The sequence below is a fragment of the Aliihoeflea sp. 40Bstr573 genome, assembly GCF_024105655.1.
GTDB lineage: Bacteria > Pseudomonadota > Alphaproteobacteria > Rhizobiales > Rhizobiaceae > Aliihoeflea.
Genome location: NZ_JAAAMH010000007.1, coordinates 158,247 through 179,088, shown reverse-complemented (window position 1 = coordinate 179,088; position 20,842 = coordinate 158,247). Strand labels below are relative to the sequence as shown.

The 20,842-nt window shown below is 64.7% G+C and carries 23 protein-coding genes; 13 read left to right on the top strand and 10 right to left on the bottom strand.

Annotated features, from left to right (window positions below; genetic code table 11):
• Positions 1 to 35: 35 nt before the first annotated feature.
• From GTK01_RS11205 to GTK01_RS11190, 4 genes are read left to right on the top strand one after another with little or no spacing between them, the layout of a single operon-like run.
• Complete coding sequence (locus GTK01_RS11205; protein WP_252925970.1) at positions 36 to 1,124, top strand: microcin C ABC transporter permease YejB; 1,089 nt, start codon at positions 36 to 38, stop codon at positions 1,122 to 1,124.
• A complete protein-coding gene (locus tag GTK01_RS11200) occupies positions 1,124 to 2,275 on the top strand; it encodes an ABC transporter permease (RefSeq protein ID WP_252925969.1) in 1,152 nt (383 codons plus the stop codon). The genes GTK01_RS11205 and GTK01_RS11200 overlap by 1 nt, the downstream gene beginning before the upstream one ends.
• On the top strand, positions 2,272 to 3,900 hold the full coding sequence (locus GTK01_RS11195; protein ID WP_252925968.1) for an ABC transporter ATP-binding protein: 1,629 nt from the start codon (positions 2,272 to 2,274) through the stop codon (positions 3,898 to 3,900). Before GTK01_RS11200 ends, GTK01_RS11195 begins: the two co-directional genes overlap by 4 nt.
• 23 nt (positions 3,901 to 3,923) lie before the next feature.
• A complete protein-coding gene (locus GTK01_RS11190) occupies positions 3,924 to 4,874 on the top strand; it encodes a glyoxylate/hydroxypyruvate reductase A (protein ID WP_252925967.1) in 951 nt (316 codons plus the stop codon).
• On the opposite strand, the gene GTK01_RS11185 is transcribed toward GTK01_RS11190, so the two are convergent.
• Both GTK01_RS11185 and GTK01_RS11180 read right to left on the bottom strand, forming a co-directional pair.
• Complete coding sequence (locus tag GTK01_RS11185; protein ID WP_252925966.1) at positions 4,875 to 5,732, bottom strand: NlpC/P60 family protein; 858 nt, start codon at positions 5,730 to 5,732, stop codon at positions 4,875 to 4,877.
• Entirely contained in the window at positions 5,729 to 7,105 is a 1,377-nt protein-coding gene (locus GTK01_RS11180; RefSeq protein WP_252925965.1) for a M17 family metallopeptidase, read from the bottom strand. The genes GTK01_RS11185 and GTK01_RS11180 overlap by 4 nt, the downstream gene beginning before the upstream one ends.
• 133 nt (positions 7,106 to 7,238) lie before the next feature.
• On the opposite strand from GTK01_RS11180, the gene GTK01_RS11175 reads away from it, so the two are divergent.
• Positions 7,239 to 8,036, top strand: a complete 798-nt coding sequence (locus tag GTK01_RS11175; protein ID WP_252925964.1) for a tetratricopeptide repeat protein — start codon at positions 7,239 to 7,241, stop codon at positions 8,034 to 8,036.
• On the opposite strand, the gene GTK01_RS11170 is transcribed toward GTK01_RS11175, so the two are convergent.
• Positions 8,033 to 9,088 (bottom strand): Atu2307/SP_0267 family LLM class monooxygenase, encoded by a 1,056-nt coding sequence (locus tag GTK01_RS11170; protein ID WP_252925963.1) that lies wholly within the window; start codon positions 9,086 to 9,088, stop codon positions 8,033 to 8,035. The two genes, GTK01_RS11175 and GTK01_RS11170, sit on opposite strands and share 4 nt — an antisense overlap.
• Before the next feature lie 76 nt (positions 9,089 to 9,164).
• Positions 9,165 to 10,400: a DNA recombination protein RmuC gene (locus GTK01_RS11165; RefSeq protein ID WP_252925962.1), complete on the bottom strand. Its 1,236-nt coding sequence runs from the start codon at positions 10,398 to 10,400 to the stop codon at positions 9,165 to 9,167.
• Positions 10,401 to 10,502: 102 nt separating this feature from the next.
• On the opposite strand from GTK01_RS11165, the gene def reads away from it, so the two are divergent.
• The 4 genes from def to truA are packed head-to-tail and all read left to right on the top strand — an operon-like array spanning position 10,503 to position 13,219.
• Positions 10,503 to 11,033 carry a peptide deformylase gene (gene def, locus GTK01_RS11160; protein WP_252925961.1) on the top strand — a complete coding sequence of 177 codons (531 nt, stop codon included), beginning with the start codon at positions 10,503 to 10,505 and terminating at the stop codon, positions 11,031 to 11,033.
• Between the two features lie 4 nt (positions 11,034 to 11,037).
• Entirely contained in the window at positions 11,038 to 11,970 is a 933-nt protein-coding gene (fmt, locus tag GTK01_RS11155; RefSeq protein WP_252925960.1) for a methionyl-tRNA formyltransferase, read from the top strand.
• Complete coding sequence (locus GTK01_RS11150; RefSeq protein ID WP_252925959.1) at positions 11,970 to 12,473, top strand: GNAT family N-acetyltransferase; 504 nt, start codon at positions 11,970 to 11,972, stop codon at positions 12,471 to 12,473. Before fmt ends, GTK01_RS11150 begins: the two co-directional genes overlap by 1 nt.
• On the top strand, positions 12,473 to 13,219 hold the full coding sequence (truA, locus tag GTK01_RS11145) for a tRNA pseudouridine(38-40) synthase TruA (RefSeq protein ID WP_252925958.1): 747 nt from the start codon (positions 12,473 to 12,475) through the stop codon (positions 13,217 to 13,219). Before GTK01_RS11150 ends, truA begins: the two co-directional genes overlap by 1 nt.
• Here the strand turns inward: truA and GTK01_RS11140 are convergent.
• Genes GTK01_RS11140 through dapD form a run of 4 tightly spaced genes read right to left on the bottom strand, consistent with a single transcriptional unit; the run spans position 13,210 to position 16,238 of the window.
• Complete coding sequence (locus tag GTK01_RS11140; RefSeq protein WP_252925957.1) at positions 13,210 to 13,803, bottom strand: transporter; 594 nt, start codon at positions 13,801 to 13,803, stop codon at positions 13,210 to 13,212. The two genes, truA and GTK01_RS11140, sit on opposite strands and share 10 nt — an antisense overlap.
• A 7-nt stretch (positions 13,804 to 13,810) precedes the next feature.
• Positions 13,811 to 14,998 carry a succinyl-diaminopimelate desuccinylase gene (gene dapE, locus GTK01_RS11135; RefSeq protein WP_252925956.1) on the bottom strand — a complete coding sequence of 396 codons (1,188 nt, stop codon included), beginning with the start codon at positions 14,996 to 14,998 and terminating at the stop codon, positions 13,811 to 13,813.
• A 12-nt stretch (positions 14,999 to 15,010) separates the two neighbouring features.
• The gene (locus GTK01_RS11130; protein ID WP_024586668.1) at positions 15,011 to 15,379 is read right to left on the bottom strand and encodes a DUF805 domain-containing protein; all 369 of its coding nucleotides are present in this window, start codon (positions 15,377 to 15,379) and stop codon (positions 15,011 to 15,013) included.
• 4 nt (positions 15,380 to 15,383) lie between these two features.
• Positions 15,384 to 16,238, bottom strand: a complete 855-nt coding sequence (dapD, locus tag GTK01_RS11125; RefSeq protein ID WP_252925955.1) for a 2,3,4,5-tetrahydropyridine-2,6-dicarboxylate N-succinyltransferase — start codon at positions 16,236 to 16,238, stop codon at positions 15,384 to 15,386.
• 188 nt (positions 16,239 to 16,426) lie between these two features.
• Here dapD and GTK01_RS11120 point away from each other — a divergent pair, with 188 nt between their 5' ends.
• From GTK01_RS11120 to GTK01_RS11110, 3 genes are read left to right on the top strand one after another with little or no spacing between them, the layout of a single operon-like run.
• Positions 16,427 to 17,278 carry an LOG family protein gene (locus GTK01_RS11120; protein WP_252925954.1) on the top strand — a complete coding sequence of 284 codons (852 nt, stop codon included), beginning with the start codon at positions 16,427 to 16,429 and terminating at the stop codon, positions 17,276 to 17,278.
• 21 nt (positions 17,279 to 17,299) lie between these two features.
• On the top strand, positions 17,300 to 17,836 hold the full coding sequence (locus GTK01_RS11115; RefSeq protein WP_252925953.1) for a copper chaperone PCu(A)C: 537 nt from the start codon (positions 17,300 to 17,302) through the stop codon (positions 17,834 to 17,836).
• Between the two features lie 50 nt (positions 17,837 to 17,886).
• The gene (locus GTK01_RS11110; RefSeq protein ID WP_252925952.1) at positions 17,887 to 18,165 is read left to right on the top strand and encodes a hypothetical protein; all 279 of its coding nucleotides are present in this window, start codon (positions 17,887 to 17,889) and stop codon (positions 18,163 to 18,165) included.
• Here the strand turns inward: GTK01_RS11110 and GTK01_RS11105 are convergent.
• A complete protein-coding gene (locus GTK01_RS11105) occupies positions 18,162 to 18,866 on the bottom strand; it encodes a pyrimidine 5'-nucleotidase (protein ID WP_252925951.1) in 705 nt (234 codons plus the stop codon). The two genes, GTK01_RS11110 and GTK01_RS11105, sit on opposite strands and share 4 nt — an antisense overlap.
• Positions 18,867 to 18,958: 92 nt before the next feature.
• On the opposite strand from GTK01_RS11105, the gene GTK01_RS11100 reads away from it, so the two are divergent.
• A complete protein-coding gene (locus tag GTK01_RS11100) occupies positions 18,959 to 19,864 on the top strand; it encodes a DMT family transporter (RefSeq protein WP_252925950.1) in 906 nt (301 codons plus the stop codon).
• Here the strand turns inward: GTK01_RS11100 and argB are convergent.
• Positions 19,861 to 20,757, bottom strand: a complete 897-nt coding sequence (argB, locus tag GTK01_RS11095) for an acetylglutamate kinase (protein ID WP_252925949.1) — start codon at positions 20,755 to 20,757, stop codon at positions 19,861 to 19,863. The genes GTK01_RS11100 and argB overlap by 4 nt on opposite strands.
• Positions 20,758 to 20,842: the final 85 nt, after the last annotated feature.

Here is a 20,842-nt window from a genome sequence, read left to right as displayed (position 1 = left end):
GTTGACTTGACCGTTTCCGAGACGAAGCGCACCTGATGGGCGCCTATATCCTTCGACGCCTGTTGCTGATGATCCCGACCCTGTTCGGCATCATGGCGATATCCTTCATCGTCATCCAGTTCGCGCCGGGCGGGCCGGTCGAGCAGGTCATCGCCAACATCACCGGGCAGGGCGGCGGCGCGGCCGACCGCATTGGCGGCGGCAGCTCCGACTTCCAGAACTTCGATACGGGCGGCGAATCCAGCTATCGCGGCGCGCAGGGGCTCGACCCCGAATTCATCGCCCAACTCGAGCGCCAGTTCGGCTTCGACAAGCCGCCGCTCGAGCGCTTCGCCAACATGATCTGGAACTACATCCGCTTCGACTTCGGGGAGAGCTACTTCCGCGACATTTCCGTGATCGACCTGATCGTCGAGAAGATGCCGGTGTCGATCTCGCTCGGTTTGTGGATCACGCTCATCTCCTACACGATCTCCATCCCCCTGGGCATCCGCAAGGCGGTCAAGGATGGATCGAGCTTCGACGTGTGGACCAGCGGGGTCGTTATCATCGCCTACGCGATCCCGGGCTTCCTGTTCGCGATCTTGTTGATGGTGCTGTTTGCGGGCGGCTCGTTCTTCGACTGGTTCCCGCTGCGCGGCCTGACATCGGAGAACTGGTCGGACCTTTCATGGCCCGAGCGCATCCTCGACTATTTCTGGCACCTAGCCCTGCCGCTGACGGCGATGGTCCTCTCGGCCTTCGCCACCACGACGCTTCTGACCAAGAATTCTTTCCTTGAGGAAATCCGCAAGCAATACGTCGTCACCGCGCGCGCAAAAGGGCTTTCGGAGCGGCAGGTGCTGTATCGTCACGTCTTCCGCAATGCGATGCTGATCATCATCGCCGGCTTCCCCGGCGCGTTCATCTCGGCCTTCTTCACCGGCTCGCTCCTGATCGAGAACATCTTCTCGCTCGACGGGCTCGGGCTCCTCGGCTTCCGCTCCGTGCTCGACCGTGACTACCCGGTCGTCTTCGCCACGCTCTACATCTTCTCGCTGATCGGGCTGCTCGTCAGCCTCCTGTCGGACCTGATGTACACATGGGTCGATCCGCGCATCGACTTCGAGCGGAGGGACGTCTGATGTCGGATATCCTTTCGAAAGCGCAGGTCGAGGAAGTGCGCGAGAAGGTCAGGAGGCCGTGGCTGTCGCCGCTCAACCAGCGCCGCTGGCAGAACTTCAAGGCGAACCGGCGCGGATACTGGTCGCTCTGGATATTCCTCGTCCTGTTTGTCCTGTCGCTGTTCGCCGAGTTCATCGCCAACGACAGGCCCGTCCTTGCCTCCTACAACGGCGAAATCCTGTTCCCGACCATCGTCGACTACCCGGAGGAGAAGTTCGGCGGGTTCCTCGCGGTAACCGACTATCGCGATCCGGTCATCCAGGAGGAGATCGAGGCGAATGGCTGGATGATCTGGCCACCGATCCGCTATTCCTACCGCACGGTGAATAACGAAATCCCGCAAGCGGCGCCTGCCAAGCCGTCCTGGCTCTATGATCGCGAGACGCGCTGCCAGCGCTATTTCGAGGGCGCGGACGATCCGAACTGCACGCTCGGCAATTTCAACTGGCTCGGCACGGACGACCAGGCGCGTGACGTTGCCGCGCGTGTCATCTACGGCTTCCGCATCTCGGTCCTGTTCGGCCTCGTCCTGACGGCAGCTTCGGCGATCATCGGCGTCTCGGCCGGCGCGGTGCAGGGCTATTTCGGTGGCTGGACGGACCTGATCTTCCAGCGCGTGATCGAGATCTGGTCGTCGATCCCGGTTCTCTATCTGATCCTCATCATCGCCGCGATCCTGCCGCCCGGCTTCTTCATCCTGCTTGGCATCATGCTGCTCTTCTCATGGGTGGCGTTCGTCGGCGTGGTGCGCGCCGAATTCCTGCGCGCGCGCAACTTCGAATATGTGAACGCCGCGCGCGCGCTTGGCGTCGGCAATGCGACGATCATGTTCCGTCACCTCCTGCCGAACGCGATGGTTGCGACTCTGACCTTCCTGCCCTTCATCCTCAACGGCTCGATCACGACGCTGACCTCGCTCGACTTCCTGGGCTTCGGCCTGCCGCCCGGCTCCGCTTCGCTCGGCGAACTCCTGCGCCAGGGCCAGCGCAATCTGAACGCGCCCTGGCTCGGCATCGTCGGCTTCCTGTCGCTCTCCATCATGCTGTCCCTGCTGATCTTCATCGGCGAGGCCGTGCGCGACGCCTTCGATCCCCGGAAGACCTTCCGATGACCGCTCCGCTTCTTTCCGTCCGCGATCTGTCCGTCGCCTTCACCCAAGGCGGACGTGAGCAGATCGCCGTCGATCATGTGTCCTTCGACATCGCGTCGGGGGAGACGGTTGCACTTGTCGGCGAGTCAGGGTCGGGCAAGTCGGTTTCCGCGCTGTCGGTCCTGAAACTTCTGTCATATCCCGCGGCGAGCCATCCGTCGGGGCAGGTACTCTTTGAGGGCAAGGATTTGCTTGCGCTCGACGAGAGGGCGCTGATGCGCGTGCGCGGCGACGACATCACGATGATCTTCCAGGAGCCGATGACGTCGCTCAATCCGCTGCACACGATCGAGCGGCAGATCGGCGAGACCCTGAAACTGCATCGCGGCATGAACGAGAAGCAGTCGAAGGCGCGCACGCTGGAACTGTTGCACGAAGTCGGCATCCGCGAGCCCGAAAAGCGGCTCGGCGCTTATCCGCATCAGCTTTCCGGCGGCCAGCGCCAGCGCGTCATGATCGCGATGGCCCTCGCCAACGAGCCGAAGCTCCTGATCGCCGACGAGCCGACGACCGCGCTCGACGTGACCGTCCAGGCGCAGATCCTCGAACTCCTCGGCGAATTGAAGACCCGCAACAAGATGTCGATGCTCTTCATCACGCACGATCTCGGCATCGTGCGGCGCATCGCGGACCGCGTCTGCGTGATGACGAAGGGCAAGATCGTCGAGGAAGGGCCGACCGCAGAGGTCTTCGCCAATCCGAAACACGAATACACGCGCCACCTTCTCGCGGCCGAGCCCAAGGGCGAGCCGCCGGCGGCAAACGAAGCAGCACCCGTCGTCATGAAGGGTGAGGACATCAAGGTCTGGTTCCCGATCAAGGAAGGCTTCTTCCGCAAGACGGTGGACCATGTGAAGGCGGTGGACGGCATCGACGTGACGGTGCGCGCCGGCCAGACGCTTGGGGTGGTCGGCGAATCCGGCTCCGGCAAGACGACGCTGGGACTGGCGCTCTCGCGCATGATCTCGTCTGAAGGCAAGATCATGCTCGGCGACAAGGCGATCGATGACTTCTCGTTCCGCGAGATGAAGCCGCTGCGCCGCGAGATGCAGATCGTCTTCCAGGATCCGTTCGGCTCGCTCTCGCCGCGTATGTCGGTCTCGGAGATCATCGAGGAAGGGCTGCGCATCCACCAGCCCAGGCTCGATGCGGACGCGCGCGACGTATTGGTGGTGGACGTCCTCAAGGAAGTGGGTCTCGATCCGGCGACGCGTTTCCGCTATCCGCACGAATTTTCCGGCGGCCAGCGCCAGCGCATCGCTATCGCGCGGGCCATGGTGCTCAATCCCCGCTTCGTCATGCTCGACGAGCCGACCTCGGCGCTCGACATGAGCGTGCAGGCGCAGGTCGTCGACCTGTTGCGCGACCTGCAGAAGAAGCACCAGCTCGCATACCTCTTCATCAGCCACGACCTGAAGGTCGTGCGCGCGCTGGCGAACGAGGTGATCGTGATGCGCAACGGCAAGGTCGTCGAATACGGCACCAGCCAGCAGATCTTCGAGAACCCGCAGACCGACTACACGAAGGCGCTGATCGCCGCCGCCTTCGATCTCGCGACCGCGCCAGCCGGCGTCGTCAGCGAATAGAAGAAGACATCAGGGAGCAGACCATGACCGACCACCGTGCGGGCCGCATTCTTCTGTCCGTCCAGGGCTTCAACCCCAAGAAGTGGCATGAGCTTCTTTCGGCAACGCGCGAGGTGGTGATCGAGCCGCAGGGCGGGAGCGACCCGTCGATCGACTATGCGGTGGTCTGGAAGCACCAGCCTGGAATTCTCGCCGCGCTGCCGAACCTGAAGGCGATCTTCTCGATCGGCGCAGGGGTCGACCACATCTTTGCCGACCCGAACCTGCCCGATGTGCCTATCGTTCGCGTGGTGGCCGGAAACCTCACCCAGCACATGGTCGACTATGTCGTCTGGCGCGTGCTCGACCATCAGCGCCAGGGCATGTTCTACCGCTCCGAACAGGCGAAGAAGAGCTGGCGAGAGATCGCGCAGCCCGCCTCGCCGGACGTCTCTGTCGGCATTTTGGGCCTCGGCGAACTGGGCCAAGCCGCTGCGAAAGCGCTGAAGGCGGTCGGGTTTGACGTGAAGGGCTGGACGCGGACGGCAAAGACAGTCGAGGGCGTGGAAACGTTCAGCGGCGAGGCGGGGCTGACGCCGTTCCTTAACGCCACCGACATCCTCGTAGTCCTGCTGCCGCACACGCCGGCGACCGAGGGAATCGTCGACTACGACCTCATCACGAAGCTGCGCCGCGACAATCAGCTTGGCGGCGCCTGCCTGATCAATGCCGGCCGGGGCAAGTTGCAGAAAGAGGCGGACATCCTGCGCGCGCTCGATGACGGCACGCTCAAGGAAGCGAGCCTCGACGTCTTCGAGACCGAGCCGCTGGCGACGACGAGCCCGCTGTGGACGCATCCCCGCGTCTTCCTCACGCCCCACGCGGCCGCCACGTCCGACGCACGCCATCTCGTGCCGCTGATGCTGGATCAAATGGACCGCTTCGAGCGGGGCGATCCGCTGCAGCATCTGGTGGATCGTTCGGCGGGCTACTGATCAGGGCCGGCGAAACCCGGTCGGCCCGCCATAGAGATGGCCGATGCGCGCGACGGCATCGGAAAGCTTCTCGCGTGTAACGCACATCGTGTGCCCGCTGGCGTGGATCATGGAAGCCGGATCGATCATGATCGCGACATGGCCTTTCCAGAAGACGAGGTCGCCGCGCCGCAGGCCGGCGAGATCGGTTCCGATGTCGAGCGCCGCTCCGATGCTTGCCGCCTGCATGTCCGTGTCGCGCAGCACTGGAATGCCCGCCATTGCCATCGAAAGCTGCACCAGCCCTGAACAGTCGATGCCGAAACCGGAGACGCCGCCCCACAGATAGGGCGCGTGCTCGAAGCGCTCGGCGACCGCGACGTAGTCTGCCTCCAGTTGGCCGATCGGGCGCAGATGATCGAGGATCATCGCCTCGCCCGTATCGAAAAGCGCATAGCGCGTGCCGCGCGTCTCCGTTTCGTCGACGATGCGCACGGTTGCGCCCATTGAATGAGCCTGGGTCGCTGGAAAGCGCAAATCGGCGCCGCGATAGACAAAACTGCGTTGGGCGACGACGACATGCGTCGCTTCCTCGGGTGCACCGAGCGCGGATGCCGGCGCGTAGCCGACATAGCCATCGGCGTCCGCCTGCAGCCACGCCCAGCCCTCGCGCTCGTCGAATATTCGGACCGTCGCGCCGTGGAGCAGTTGCGTGTCGATGCCGCTATCGGCGCGCGGTTCGGGCCGCAGGTCGACGACCGGCGAGGCGATGCGTGCCGGCCGGCCTTCTGCGAATGCGCTGGCCGTGACCCGGCCCCGCAGGTCCGCCGAGGCGAGGTCGGGCCGGAAGGCGTGGAGGCGGCGGTCGAGGGCGGTCATTTGCCGTACCGCGCCTCGAGGACGCGCATCAGCGCCCGGATCGCCTGCGCCTCGCCGCCGATCGGCGCATGGGGTTTGTCGATCGGGTTCCAGCCGAAGATGTCGAGATGGACCCAGCTCCGCGCATTCTCGACGAACTTCTGCAGGAAAAGCGCGGCAGTGACGGAGCCGGCGAAGCCGTCTGTGGTGACGTTGTTCATGTCGGCGACGCGCGAGGAAAGCTTCTTCGCGTAGGGCTTCCACAGGGGCATCCGCCAAACGGGATCGGCGACCGTCTCGCCCGCACGCGAAAGGTCGGCGGCGAGCGTCTCGTCGTCGCTGAAGAAGGGCGGCAGGTCCGGACCGAGAGCTACGCGGGCAGCACCTGTCAGCGTCGCCATGTCGATCAGAAGTTCAGGGTTCTCCTCGTCGGCGAGCGCCAGCGCATCGGCGAGGATCAGGCGGCCTTCCGCATCCGTGTTTCCGATCTCGACGGTCAGGCCCTTGCGGCTGATCAGGACGTCGCCCGGCCGGAAGGCGTTGCCGGAAATGGCGTTCTCGACGGCGGGAATGAGGACGCGCAGGCGCACGTTCAGCGCCGCGCTCATGATCATCGAGGCAAGGCCGAGCACGTTCGCCGCGCCGCCCATGTCCTTCTTCATCAGCAGCATGCCGCTTGCCGGCTTGATGTCGAGACCGCCTGTGTCAAAGCAGACGCCCTTGCCGACGAGCGTCACCTTGGGCGCGTCCTTGGCGCCCCAGGTGAAGTCGATCAGACGCGGCGCTTCGCTGGAGGCCCGGCCGACGGCATGGATCATCGGGAAGTTTTGCTTCACGAGCGCGTCGCCCTCGATGACGGAAATGTTCGCACTGTGCCCCTTGGCGAGCCTGCGCGCTGCTTCTTCGAGATCGGCCGGGCCCATGTCGTTGGTCGGCGTGTTGATGAGGTCGCGGGCGAGGATGACGCCCTCGGCCTCGCGGGTGACGCGGGCAAGGTCGACGCCGGCGGTAAGCTGCAAGCGGATGTCGCGCGGGCTGTCCTTCCAGTAGCGCTCGAACCGATATCCGCCGAGCACCAAAGCGAGCGTTGCAAGGTGAGCATCGAACGCGCCCGGCGCGAAGGCCCATTCGCCCGATGGAAGGTCGCGCGCAAGGCGCCCGAGCGCGAGCGCCGCTGTTGGGCCGTCCTCGCTGCCGATGCCGACCAGTGCGCCCGCAGGTTCGCCGTCGGCGTCTGGGAAGGCGAGAACCTTGCCCGACTGGCCGGAAAAGCCGCTGGCCTTGGCCCAGGCGCGCGCGCGCGCGTCGATCGCTGCGTCGTCCAGCGCGCCCTTGGCGACGACATGGATGGGCTTCGCATCGGCGAGCGGCGTTTCGGTGATTTCGATCGGCATGGTGTCTCCTGGAAGGCGGGCGCGAAGCAGTTGAGGGTCCCTTTTAACGCTCCGTTAGGGTTAACGGAATATTGCTCGGGACATTAACGGGTGCTTCGGCACCGATGTCGCGTCGATGTGGAGGTCGGGCAGAATGTCGATCAATCGGAAAGCCGGAGCAAGGACCACGGCGGCGATCCTGGTGCTGGCGGCAGCGCTCGCGCTGGCCGGCTGCGCCGGCAACAAGCGCATGACGACCGCTTCGGTCGACCGCACGACGACCGGCGCGGTGACGCAGATGACGGCGCCGGAACTGCGCGCCACGGCCGATCAGCTTGGCACCGCCTATACGAGCAATCCCTCCGACATGAACGTCGCCATGCAATACGCCTCGGTGCTGCAGATGGACGGGCGCAACGACCAAGCGCTGGCCGTGATGCGCAAGGCGGCGATCGATCATCCCAAGGAGCGCCAGGTGCTCGCCGCCTACGGCAAGGCGCTGGCCGCCGCGGGCGATCTACAGCCCGCGCTCGATGCTGTGCGCCGCGCGCAGACGCCCGAATATCCGGACTGGAAGCTGATGTCGGCCGAAGGCGCCATCCTCGACCAGCTCGGCCAGCCCGGCGAGGCGCGCCGGCTTTATGCCCGCGCGCTGGAAATGCAGCCAAACGATCCGAGCGTGCTTTCCAATCTCGGCATGTCCTACCTTCTGGAGGGCAATCTGAAGCAGGCCGAGGCGCAGCTCCAGAACGCCGTCACCCAGCCCGGCGCCGACAGCCGCGTGCGCCAGAACCTGGCGTTGGTGGTCGGGCTGCAGGGGCGCTTCGCCGACGCCGAGGCGATCGCCAGCCGCGAATTGTCTCCCGAGCAGGCCGAAGCCAATATCGCCTATCTACGTTCGATGCTGGCACAGCAGAACGCCTGGAACGACCTTGCCAACGAGGAGGGCTAGGCTGCAGCGATCCTGCGCTCGCCAACGGCCTTCCTGACTTCCGGCGCCACGCGCGTTCCAAGAATCTCGATCGCCTTTAGCAGCTTTGCGTGATCCATCACGCCGATCGCCATCTGGATGACGAAGCGGTCGAAGCCGAAAATCTCGTAGTGCGCGAGAATCTTGTCGGTCAGTTCCGACGCGTCGCCGACGAACTGCGCGCCGCGCGGGCCGGCGGCGGCCTCGAACTGCTGGCGGCTCGTCGGAGGCCAGCCACGTTCGCGCCCGATCCGGTTCATCACCTCGGCCTGTGCCGGATAGAAGGTGTCGATCGCTTCCTTGCGGGTCTGGCCGACGAAGCCGTGGACGTTGATGGAGGTCTTCAGCGTCGCCGGGTCGCGGCCGAACTTCTCCGCCGCCTCACAGTAGAGCTTGAAGAAGGGCGCGAAGCGGGCCGGCTCGCCGCCGATGATGGCAAGCGCGAGCGGCAGACCGAGCATGGCCGCCCGCCCCACCGATTGCGGCGTGCCGCCGACTGCGAGCCAGATCGGTAATTTCCCATTCACCGGACGCGGATAGACGCCGCGCTCGCTGACGCGCGGCGTGTGCTGGCCGCCTTCCCACGAGAAGATTTCGCCCTCGTTGAGCTTGATCAGCATTTCGAGCTTTTCGGCGAACAGCGTGTCGTAGTCGCCGAGATCGTAGCCGAAAAGCGGGAAGGATTCGACGAAGGAGCCGCGTCCGGCCATGATCTCGGCACGCCCGTTCGAGATGTTGTCGAGCGTGGAGAACTGCTGGAAGACCCGGATCGGATCGTCAGATGAGAGCACGGAAACCGCGCTCGACAGCTTGATGTTCTTGGTGCGCGGCGCGGCGGCTGCGAGCGCCACGGCAGGGGCCGAGACGGCATAGTCCGGCCGGTGATGCTCACCGAGCCCGAAGAGGTCAAGCCCGACCTGGTCGGCGAGTTCGACTTCCTCGATGAGATTGTTGAGGCGCTGCGCTGGGCTAACGACGTCCCCGGTCACCGGATCGGTGCCGACGTCGCCGAACGTATAAAGGCCGATTTCCATCGTTCATATCCCTTCGAATTTGAAGAAGAGGTATGGCCTAGGCCGGCCGATTGCCAGTCGCGGACAGGTGAACAGTCTATTCGTCGTCGACGACGCGCAGGCGCAGCGAGCCGTTGCGCGCTTCCGCCGGCTTTTTCTCCGCCTTCTCTTCGATCTGCGGGGCATTGAGCTCCAGCGCCTCGATCTTCTCGCCGCGCTTGGTCAGCTTTTCTGTCGAGGTCAGGATCAGGTCGATGTCGCGATTCGCCTGGCCGAAATGTGTCTGCAGCTTGCGCACGCGCTCGTCGAGGCGGCCCAGATCCTCCATGAGGCGGATCACCTCGCCCTGGATGAGATGGGCCTGCTCGCGCATCCGGGCATCCTTCAGCACCGCCTGGATGACCTGGATCGACAGCATCAGGAGCGAAGGCGACACGATGACGATGCGCGAGCGATGCGCCTTTTGCACCAGCGCCTCGAAATTCTCGTGGATCTCGGCAAAGATCGACTCCGACGGCACGAACATGAAGGCCGTGTCCTGCGTCTCGCCATTGATGAGATATTTTTCGGCAATCGCCTTCAGGTGGACCTCGACGTCGCGGCGGAATGTCTGCGCCGCATATTTCTGCGCCTCGGGGTTTTCCGCCTCCGCGGCGGCGCGGATCGCGTTCCACGATTCCAGTGGAAACTTGGCGTCGATGACCAGATCCGGCGCGCCGTTGGGCATGCGGATCGTGCAGTCGGGCCGGCTGCCGTTGGATAGCGTCGCCTGAAACTCGTAGGCGTCGTGCGGCAGCCCATCGGCGATGATCGCCTCCATGCGCGCCTGGCCGAATGCGCCGCGCGTCTGCTTGTTGGAAAGGATGTGCTGCAACTGCACGACCTGGCCGGCGAGCGACTGGATGTTGTTCTGGGCCGTATCGATGACGGCAAGCCGTTCCTGCAGCTTCGCAAGGTTCTCGTGCGTCGACTTCGTCTGCTCGGTGATCGAGTGGCCGAGCCGCGAGGTCATGACGTCCAGCCGCTCGCCGATGGCTTTGTTCAACTCAGCCTGCCGCGCGCCGAACACCTCGGCGATCGTGCCCATGCGCCCCTGCATCTCGAGCTGCGCGCGCGTGATCTCGGCCAGCCGCGCATCGGCCTCGCGCGCCCGCACCGCACTTTCGTCCGCCAGTTCGGCCTGTACCCGCGCCGCGCGCGAGACGGAGATGACGAGGAGCGCGACAAGCGTCACGATGACGGCTGCACCCACGATCAGCGCGTGACCGAGGGTGATCGTGGTCGACCCAAGCTGGAGGAGGGGAGCGGCGAAGAGCGTCTCGGAAGGGTTCATCGCGCGACACTAGCCGATTCGCGGCGTCGCAATAAGACCAAAACGTGAACGTCCACATGTCGAAGCGTTGACGTCCGCGGTTTCACCGATTACCTGACGGCCATGACGATCAAGCCGCTCATCATCCTTCCCGATCCCGTCCTGCGCCAGATGTCGAAGCCGCTGGAACGCGTCGATGACGCGACGCGCAAATTCGCCGACGACATGCTCGATACGATGTATGACGCTCCGGGCATCGGCCTCGCCGCGATCCAGATCGGCGAGCCGATCCGTATGCTGGTGATCGACCTGGCCAAGGAAGGCGAGGATAAGGCCCCGCATGTCTTCATCAATCCTGAGATCGTTTCCTCGGGCGATGGCATCTCGGTCTATGAGGAAGGCTGCCTGTCGATCCCGGACTACTATGCCGAGGTGGAGCGCCCGGAGACGGTTACGGTCACCTATCTCGACCGCGACGGCAAGGCGCAGGAAATGGTGGCGGACGGGCTGATGGCGACCTGCCTCCAGCACGAAATCGACCATCTGAACGGCGTTCTCTTCATCGACCACATCTCCAAGCTGAAGCGCGACATGGTCGTGCGCAAGTTCAAGAAGCTCGCCCGCGAGAAGGCGCCGCAGCGCCTCGTCGGCTGATACGGTGGCCCTGCGCGTCATCTTCATGGGCACGCCGGAATTTTCCGCGGCGACGTTGAAGGCGATCGTCGAGGCGGGGCACGAGGTTGCCGCGGTCTACTCACAGCCGCCGCGCCCGGCCGGACGGCGCGGGTTGGAACTGAAGGGATCGCCCGTTCACGAACTGGCAGAAAGCCTCGGCATCGAGGTTCGCACGCCCGTTTCGCTGAAGGGCGAAGCGGAGCAGGCGGCGTTCAGGGCGCTGAAGGCCGATGCCGCGGTGGTGGTTGCCTACGGTCTGCTCTTGCCGAAGGCGATCCTGGCGGGAACGCGGCTTGGGGCCTTTAACGGCCACGCCTCGCTTCTGCCGCGCTGGCGCGGCGCCGCGCCCATCCAGCGCGCGATCATGGCGGGAGATCGCGAGACCGGCATGATGGTCATGAGGATGGACGAGGGGCTCGACACTGGTCCCGTGGCGCTGACCGAGCGTGTCCCCATCGGCGCCGACATGACAGCGGGCGAACTGCACGACGCGCTGTGCGACGTCGGGGCGAGGCTGATGGTCGAGGCGCTGGGCAGGCTGGATGTGGGCGACCTGCCCACTGTCGCGCAAGCGGACGAGGGCGTCACCTACGCCGCCAAGATCTCCAAGGACGAGACACGGATCGATTGGTCGAGGCCGGCGCAAGAGGTGCATGACCGCATTCGAGGGCTCTCGCCGTTTCCGGGCGCCTGGTGCGAGCCGAATATCGGCGGCAAGCCGGAGCGGCTTAAGCTGCTGCGCTCGACATTGAGCGAGGGCGCGGGCGTGCCCGGCGCGATCCTCGATGACCGGCTGACGATCGCATGCGGCAGCGGAGCCGTGCGCCTCGTTACGGTGCAGCGGGCCGGTGGCAAGCCGATGGAGGCCGAAGTCTTCCTGCGCGGCGCGGGCTTGCGGAAAGGCGACCTGCTATGATGCGCGGACTGGTTATACGGCCTTTCGAGGCGCGCGACGCGGAAGACGTGCGCTGGCTTCTGGAGGAGGCGTTCGGCAATCCCGGCGAAGCGAAGCTGGTCGAGGCCATACGCTCTGCAGGCGACGATGTGCTCGAACTGGTCGCCACGCACGAACAGCAGATCTACGGCCACATCCTGTTTTCACGGCTCGTCGTGGAATCGAAGAACCGCAGCGCCGATGCCGTAGCGCTAGCGCCGGTCGCGGTGCGGCCCGACAAGCAGCGCACCGGCGTCGGCAAGGCGCTGATCGAGAACGCGCATCACCTGTTGAAGAATGCCGGCGAAGAACTGTCGGTCGTCCTCGGCGATCCAGCCTATTATGCTCGCTTCGGCTATGCACGCCAGCGCGCAGCGAAGTTGGAGAGCGACTACCAGGGCGAATATTTGCAGGCGCTCGCCTTCTCGCCGGAGGCGCCGACCATGGGGCGGTTGGTCTATGCCGCCGCCTTTTCCCAGTCGTGATGGCCCGCTTCCGGCTCGACATCGAATATGACGGCCGGCCCTATGCCGGATGGCAGCGGCAGGCCGACTTGCCCACCGTCCAGCAGGGGATCGAGGACGCGATCTTCCGGTTTACGGCCGAGCGCGTGTCGATCCGCGGGGCGGGGCGCACCGACACTGGCGTCCATGCGACGGGCCAGGTCGCCCATGTCGATCTTGCCCGCGACTGGTCGGCCGACAAGCTCATGGGCGCGCTCAACGCGCATCTGCGGCTTGCGGGCGATCCGATCGCGGTCTTTGCGGTGCAAGGCGTCGGCGAAGATTTCGACGCGCGCTTTTCGGCGACCGCCCGCCACTATCTCTTTCGCATCCTCAACCGCAGAGCGCCGGCCGCGCTCGATCTCGGCCGCGTCTGGCATGTGCCGAAAGCGCTTGACGCGCGGGTGATGCACAAGGCGGCGCAGACCCTTCTCGGCCGGCACGATTTCACCACCTTCCGTTCTGGCCAGTGCCAGGCGAACAGCCCGGTTCGCACGCTCGACCGGCTGGACGTGACGCGCGACGGCGACATCGTCGAGATCCGCGCCTCGGCGCGCTCCTTCCTGCACAATCAGGTGCGCTCGATGGTGGGAACGCTGAAAAAGGCAGGCGAGGGGGCGTGGTCGGTCGAGGAGGTTCGCGCAGCGCTCGACGCCGCCGACCGTTCGCGATGCGGCCAGGTCGCGCCTCCGGACGGACTGTTCCTCACGCGCGTCGATTACGACTGAACGAAGCCGAACACGCCCTGCAGCGTGAAGAGGACGACGAGCGACACCACGAACATCGCGGTGAAGACGCCTGTTGCGAAGGCCGGGCCCTTTTCCAGAACGGTGTTGGTCAGCCGCCAGGACAGGACCATGGAAAACAGGAAAAGACCAAGCGAGAACGCGGTCAGCCCATCGCCCGCCGCCGGCCAGAAAAGCCGGATAAGCGAAGGTGGCAGCATCAGCCAAACGAAGATTGCGGAAGCCCAATTGCTGGCGACGACGAAATGGACGAAGCGGTGGGCGATGCCGGCGGGCCTGGCGAGAAGCGCAAAGGCGCCGAGCGGCACGATCCAGGCGAGGACGTCGATCGTGGCGAGCCTGAGCACGATTGAAAGTCGGCTGCCGATGCCGTCGCCCTGGAAGGCGAGTTCGTTGGCGAGCGTTACCCAGCCGACCGTCATTGCTGGCAGCGCGACCACGATCGCGAAGAAGGACGTCCAGAAACCGTCGGCCGAAATGTCGAGGTACCGCAGCCCGTCCTTCTTGCCGGCCATGAGGCGCGCGGCGCCGGAGAGCGATTGCTGAACGTAGTCGGCCGAAGGCATCTGACGTCTATCCGAACCAGTCCTCTAGAAAACGCAGATAGATTTGCGTCAGCGTTTCGAGGTCGGCAAGAGCCACGCGCTCGTCAACCATGTGCATGGTTTGGCCCACGAGCCCGAATTCGACGACCGGGCAAAAATCCTTGATGAAGCGCGCATCCGACGTGCCGCCCGAGGACGACAGCGTCGGCGTCAGGCCGGTAACGGCGCGAACCGAGGCAGAGAGCGTGTCGGTGAGCTTGTCGTTGCGGGTGAGAAAGACGGGGCTCGGCCGGTCGCGCCAGATCAGGTCGAAATCGATCCTGTCGTCCTTGCCTGGCCGCAGCCGCGTCCGCGATGCCGCGCGGTCGAGCCGGTTGTGGATCTCCGCCTGAAGCGTTTCGGGCGTCCAGGTGTCGTTGAAGCGGATGTTGAACGAGGCCTTGGCCTTCGCCGCGATCACATTGACTGCCGGATTGCCGACATCGACCGTTGTCACTTCCAGATTGGTTGGCTGGAAATCGTCCGTACCCTCGTCGAGCGAGGGATGCATGAGCGCGTCAAGCAGCGCGACCATGCCGCGCACCGGATTATCGGCAAGATGCGGATAGGCCGCATGGCCCTGACGTCCGTTGACGACGAGATCGGCGGAGACCGAGCCACGGCGGCCGATCTTGATCATGTCGCCGAGCGTACTGGGATTGGTGGGTTCGCCGACGATAGCCGCGTCCCACGCCTCGCCCTTGGCCGCTGCCCAGTCGAGCAGCTTGGTCGTGCCGTTGATCGAGGGGCCTTCCTCGTCGCCGGTGATGAGCAGCGAGACGGAGCCCTTGAGCGCGCCATGCTTCTCCACATAGCGCGCCACGGCGGCAACGAAGCAGGCGATGCCGCCCTTCATGTCGACCGCACCGCGGCCATACATCGTGCCGTTCGCAATCTCGGCGGAAAAGGGCGGATGCGTCCAGGCTGCCTCGTCGCCGGGCGGCACGACGTCGGTGTGGCCGGCGAACATCAGATGCGGGCCGTTGCCCGATAGTCGGGCGTAAAGGTTCTCGACGTCCGGCGTGCCGTCTTCGGAAAAGGTCGGCCGCTCGACGGAAAAGCCGACAGGCGTCAGCATGGCTTCGAGAGTGGAGAGCGCACCGCCTTCGGCGGGCGTCACCGAGGGACAGCGGATGAGGGCGGCGAGGTTTTCGACGGGATCGGTCGGCTTGGTCACGCTCATCTCATTCTAGCTGGGCGCGTTGGTTGCCGCGCCGTATTTGTTGGGGCCGCGCTCGCCGGGAATGACGCAAAGTGCGATGAAGGCGATGAAGTTGATCAGCGGCACGAACATCGCGACCGCGAAGAGCCCCGGCCGGCCGATGTCATGCAGCCGCTTGGCGGCGAGCGCTGCCTGGCACCAGAGCGACACGAAGACGACGACGCCGAGGACAGAGTTCCAGAATTCGAACCCCTGGCCGACCTCTTCGGCGACCGACATGCGGTAGAGCACGAAGAAGGTGACGACCGTCATCATCAGGCCACCGAGCAGGAAGGCAACGCGGCTGATGCGTCCCTTGAGGCCGAAGAACAGCCAGAGGATCGGAAACTGGTTCACCGGATCAGGCCCGCAGGAGGTCGTTGATGGAGGTCTTGGAGCGCGTCTTCTCGTCGACCTTCTTGACGATGACGGCGCAATAGAGGCTGGGCCCGGGCTCGCCATTGCCCATCGGCTTGCCGGGCAGTGCGCCCGCGACGACGACGGAATAGGGCGGCACTTCGCCATAGGTGATCGAGCCGGTTTCGCGGTCGACGATCTTTGTCGACTTGCCGATGAAGACGCCCATCCCGAGCACCGAACCCTCGCGCACGATGCAGCCCTCGACGACTTCGGAACGCGCGCCGATGAAGCAGTTGTCCTCGATGATGGTGGGACCGGCCTGCATGGGTTCGAGCACACCGCCGATGCCGACGCCGCCGGACAGATGGACGTTCTTGCCGATCTGCGCGCACGAGCCGACTGTCGCCCAGGTGTCGACCATCGTGCCCTCGCCGACATAGGCGCCCAGATTGACGAAGGACGGCATCAAGATCGCGCCCGGCGCGACGAAGGCCGAGCGGCGCACGACGGCATTGGGTACGGCGCGGAAGCCGGCGCGCTGGAAGTCGATCGCGCTCCAGCCGTCGAATTTGGACGGAACCTTGTCCCACCAGACCGAGTCGCCCGGCCCGCCCTTGATGACTTCCATGTCGTTGAGGCGAAAGGACAGGAGAACGGCCTTCTTCAGCCACTGGTTGACCGTCCACGACCCGTCCGCCTGGCGCACGGCGACGCGCGCCTCGCCGCGATCGAGCAGGGTGAGCGCGGCCTCGACCGCATCGCGAATTTCGCCCTTGGTGCCCGTGCCGACCCCGTCACGCTCTTCGAACGCCTTTTCGATGGTTTGTTCGAGCGCGCCGATATCGGGCTTGGTCATCAATTTGCTCCATTGCAGCTATGTTAAGGCCGCTTCTGCTACGCTTCGGGCGGCTTCCAGTCGGCGCGGAAACTAGGCCAAGCGCGGTATTGGCGCAAGCCACGTGCAAGCGCCGTCATTTCATGGTTTGACTGATCAAAACGAGCGCGCGCGAAGCGCTTCGCGCAAGATTGGGATATTCGGTTTTCATGCAACGGACGAAAAAGAACGACTGGTCGCCTCTGCCGCATTCGGACGAGGATCGCGAACGCGCCAAGAGCGTGCCGGATACGCCGCAGACCCGCGCGCCGACCTATCGGCTGGCCTGGGACGACGAGGAGTTCATGACGCGGCGCGAATTGCGCCCCGTGCGCCTGCAGCTCGAACTGTTGAAGCCCGACATGGTTCTGGCAGAGCGAGGCATCGAATCGACCGTCATCCTGTTCGGCGGCGCGCGCATTCCCGAGCCGGGCGGCGCGGCCTGGGCGGCCAAGAACGAGGTGCAGAAGAAGAACCTCCTGGCGAACGCAAAATATTATGACGAGGCGCGCGAATTCGCCCGCCTGTGTTCGCAGCACTCGGCTAGCTTCGACTACCGCGAATTCGTCGTCGTCACCGGCGGCGGTCCTGGCGTCATGGAGGCCGGAAATCGCGGCGCGGCCGACGTCGACGCGCCCTCGATCGGCCTCAACATCGTCCTGCCGCACGAACAGGCGCCGAACCTCTACGTGACGCCGGAGCTGTGCTTCAACTTCCACTATTTCGCGATCCGCAAGATGCACTTCGTCATGCGCGCCAAGGCTGTCGCGGTTTTCCCCGGCGGCTTCGGCACGATGGACGAGTTCTTCGAGACGCTGACGCTGATCCAGACCGGCCGCATGGAGCGCGTTCCGGTGATCTGCTTCGGCAAGTCGTTCTGGGAGCGCGCCGTCGATCTCGATTTTCTTGCAGAGCAGGGCACGATTTCGCCGGGTGACCAGGATATCATCGACTTTGTCGACACCGCGCAGGAAGCCTGGGACGTGATTGCGCGTTTCTATGAGATCGACGCAGGAAAATAGGTCGGAAAGGACCTTCGGATCATGAATCTCGTCCCGCTGCACCTGATCGCAGTCGCCTGTCTCGCGCTCTCGGCTCTGCCTGCCCCGGCCCTCGCTTCCGATGAGCAGTGCCTCGAAGGCCAGATCCTCGACGTGGCGGGCTGCGTCGACCTCGACACCGTGATGGCCGACGACCTTCAGCTTTCCGGCGCATGGGTGCTCGCCATGCGCCCCGGCCAGAAGGTGGCGGCGGCATATCTTTCGATCCTCAACCGCGGCGAGACGGCCGATCGGCTGATAGGTGCGACGTCTCTGGCTTCACCGCGCGTCGAGATGCACGAGATGGCGATCGAGGACGGAGTGACGAAGATGCGGCCGATCGCGGACGGCATCGAGATCGGGCCGGGTGACAGGGTCGAATTCAAGCCGGGCGGGCTGCACTTCATGCTGACCGGTATCGATGCGGCGCTGGTCGCCGAGGACGAGATCGAGCTGACGCTGGATTTCGAGAAGGCGGGCTCGGTGGTGCTGCAGTTTCCTGTTCGCGAGCCTGCGGTGATCAAGGCGCACCGTCACTGAGCGGAACAGGTGCGGCGCGCGCGGCGTTTCTTCTCCAAAGGAGCATTGCCATGAACGGACGCACCAGCACCGACGATGACATTATCCGTCACCAGCAGGAAAAAGACCTCGGGCATTCCGAGACGCCTGCCGAGCAGCCGAGCGAGCATCCTCAGGATTCGCTCCCCGACGAGACCGAGTGCAAGGACGGCGAATTCGACAAGGACAAGCGGCCGGGTGTCTCGAGCGCCGAACAACTCGGCGATCTGCCACCTTCGCGCAGTGCCGGCGCCAATCCCGATGACGCGGTCGACCCCGTGCCGGACCGGACCTCCGACCCCCGCGTCTAGCGTTTCGCGAGGATCGACGTCAGGAACGACGTCAGATCGTCGGTGACGTAGTCGACATCGTCTTCATGGTCCGGGTCCTGTTCCCAGACTTCCGCGAAGGTCGGCTCGAAATTGTTGGGCACGACGAGGACGGTGGTCATGCCGAGCGCCTTCGGAACGTGAAGGTTACGCGCCAGATCCTCGAACATCGCGGCGTTCGGCCCGACCACGTCATGCAGAGCCACGAACGTATCGTAGGTTGCGCGGGCGGGCTTGGGATTGAGCCCAGCCGCCACGATGTCGAAAATGTCGTCGAAATGGTCGAGGATGCCGAGCCGGCGCGCCGTGTTCTCGGCATGCTTGCGATCACCGTTCGTGAAAATGAACTTGCGGCCGGGCAGCGCCGCGATCGCCGCGCCCAGCTCAGGCGAGGACTCGACCGGCGAATAGTCGATGTCGTGGACCTTTTGCAGGAAGTCGTCCGGGTCGATGGAATAGCGCTCCATCAGTCCTTTCATCGTCGTCCCGTATTCCTTGTAGAGCGCCTTTTGCATCAGCCGCGCCTCGTCCGCCGGCAGCGTTAGAAGCTCCGAGATGTAGCGCGTCATCCGCAGGTCGATCTGCGCGAACAGGTTCGTGTGGTGCGGATAGAGCGTGTTGTCGAGGTCGAACACCCAGTCCGTGACATGGGCGAAGCGGGCGGGGTCGGGAAGATTCGTCATGGCCTGCTTGTGGCGCAGCGAAGGGCCCAGCGCAACGCCCCGCTTGCGCGAATGATCGTTATGCCCTAGCCGCTCTCGCGTCAGGGGGCGACATGGAACTCTGGATTCCCATCACGATTGCGGCCGCGTTTCTCCAGAACCTGCGGTCGGCCGGCCAGAAGCATCTGAAGAGCGTCATGGGAACGACCGGCGCGACCTTCGTGCGCTTCGGCTTCGGGCTGCCCTTCGCGCTCGCCTTCGTCGCCGGATTGCACGGCCTCGCCGGCTTCGACCTGCCATCGCTAAACGCGACCTTTGCCGCGTGGGTGGTTTTGGGCGCGATCGGCCAGATTACCGCGACCTTCCTGCTCATCCACCTGTTCTCGTTCCGCAATTTCGCGGTCGGCACTGCCTATTCGCGCACCGAGCCCGCGCAGGCGGCGCTGTTCGCGCTGGTCTTCTTCGGCGAGCGCGTGACCGCGGGAACGCTGGCCGCCATTGCAATCAGCGTCTTCGGCGTGATGCTGATTTCGGTCGCGCACATGCAGATCACCTGGCGCAATCTGGTGACGTCCGTCGTCGCGCGGAACGCATTGATCGGTCTCGCATCGGGCACGGCGTTCGGCATTTCGGCGGTCGCCTATCGCGCCGCGTCGCTCTCGCTGGGCGGGCCGAACTTCATGATGCAGGCGGCGGTGACGCTGGCCGTCGTCATCACCTTCCAGACGGCGATCATGGCAGCGTGGATGCTGTGGAAGGACCGCGCCGAGATCGGCCGCATCAGGCGGGCCTGGAAGCCGTCGCTCTTCACGGGCGTCGTCGGCGCGACCGCGTCTTTCGGCTGGTTCATGGCAATGACGCTGCAGCAGGCCGCCGTCGTCAAGGCAGTGGCGCAGGTCGAGATGCTGTTCACCTTCGCCGCTTCGGTCTTCTTCTTCAAAGAAGCGATCAACCGCATCGAGATCGCTGGCTGCGCGCTGATCGTGGCGGGCATCGTGGTACTGGTGCTGGTGGGCTAGGGAACGATCAACGTTCCAGCGCCATGCTCGGTGAACAGTTCCAGCAACACGGCGTGCGGCGTCTTGCCGTTCAGGATGACGACGCCCTCGACGCCGCGCTCGATCGCCTCGATGCAGGTCTCGACCTTGGGGATCATGCCGCCCGAGATCGTACCGTCGGCGATGAGCTCGCGGGCCTCGCCGACAGTCAGTTCGTCGATGAGGTTCCTGTCCTTGTCGAGGACGCCTGGAACGTCGGTCAGGAAGAGAAGGCGCGAGGCGCCCAGCGCACCGGCGATGGCGCCTGCGAACGTGTCGGCATTGATATTGTAGGTGTGGCCGTCGCGACCCGGCGCGACGGGCGCGATGACCGGGATCATTTCGGAGCGCGCGAGAAGGTCGAGCAAGGTGCGGTCTACCTCGACCGGCTCGCCGACGAAGCCCAGATCGATGGCGCGCTCGATATTGGAATCGGGGTCCTTCACGGTCTTGCGCGCTTTTTCGGCGAAGACCATGTTGCCGTCCTTGCCGCAAAGCCCGATCGCCCATTCGCCTTCGGCGTTGATGAGCGCGACGATCTCCTTGTTGATCGAGCCGGCAAGGACCATCTCGACGATCTCGACCGTCTTCTGGTCGGTGACGCGAAGGCCTCCTTCGAACTTCGACTCGATGCCCATCTTGGCGAGCATGGCGCCGATCTGCGGTCCGCCGCCATGCACGACGATCGGGTTGACGCCGGATTGCTTCAGCAGCGCGATGTCGCGCGCGAAGGCGCGACCGAGCTCGACATTGCCCATGGCATGGCCGCCATACTTCACCACGACCGTCTTGTTCTCGTAGCGCTGCATATAGGGCAGGGCGGCGGAGAGAAGGCGGGCCTGTTCCTCGGCGGTTCCGAGCTGCTCGGGGGTCATGGGAATCCTCGCATGATGATGGGCGGGGGCTGTTTAGCTTCATTCGCCGGAACGGGCAAACGCCTTCGCCGCTGCTCGAAAGGAA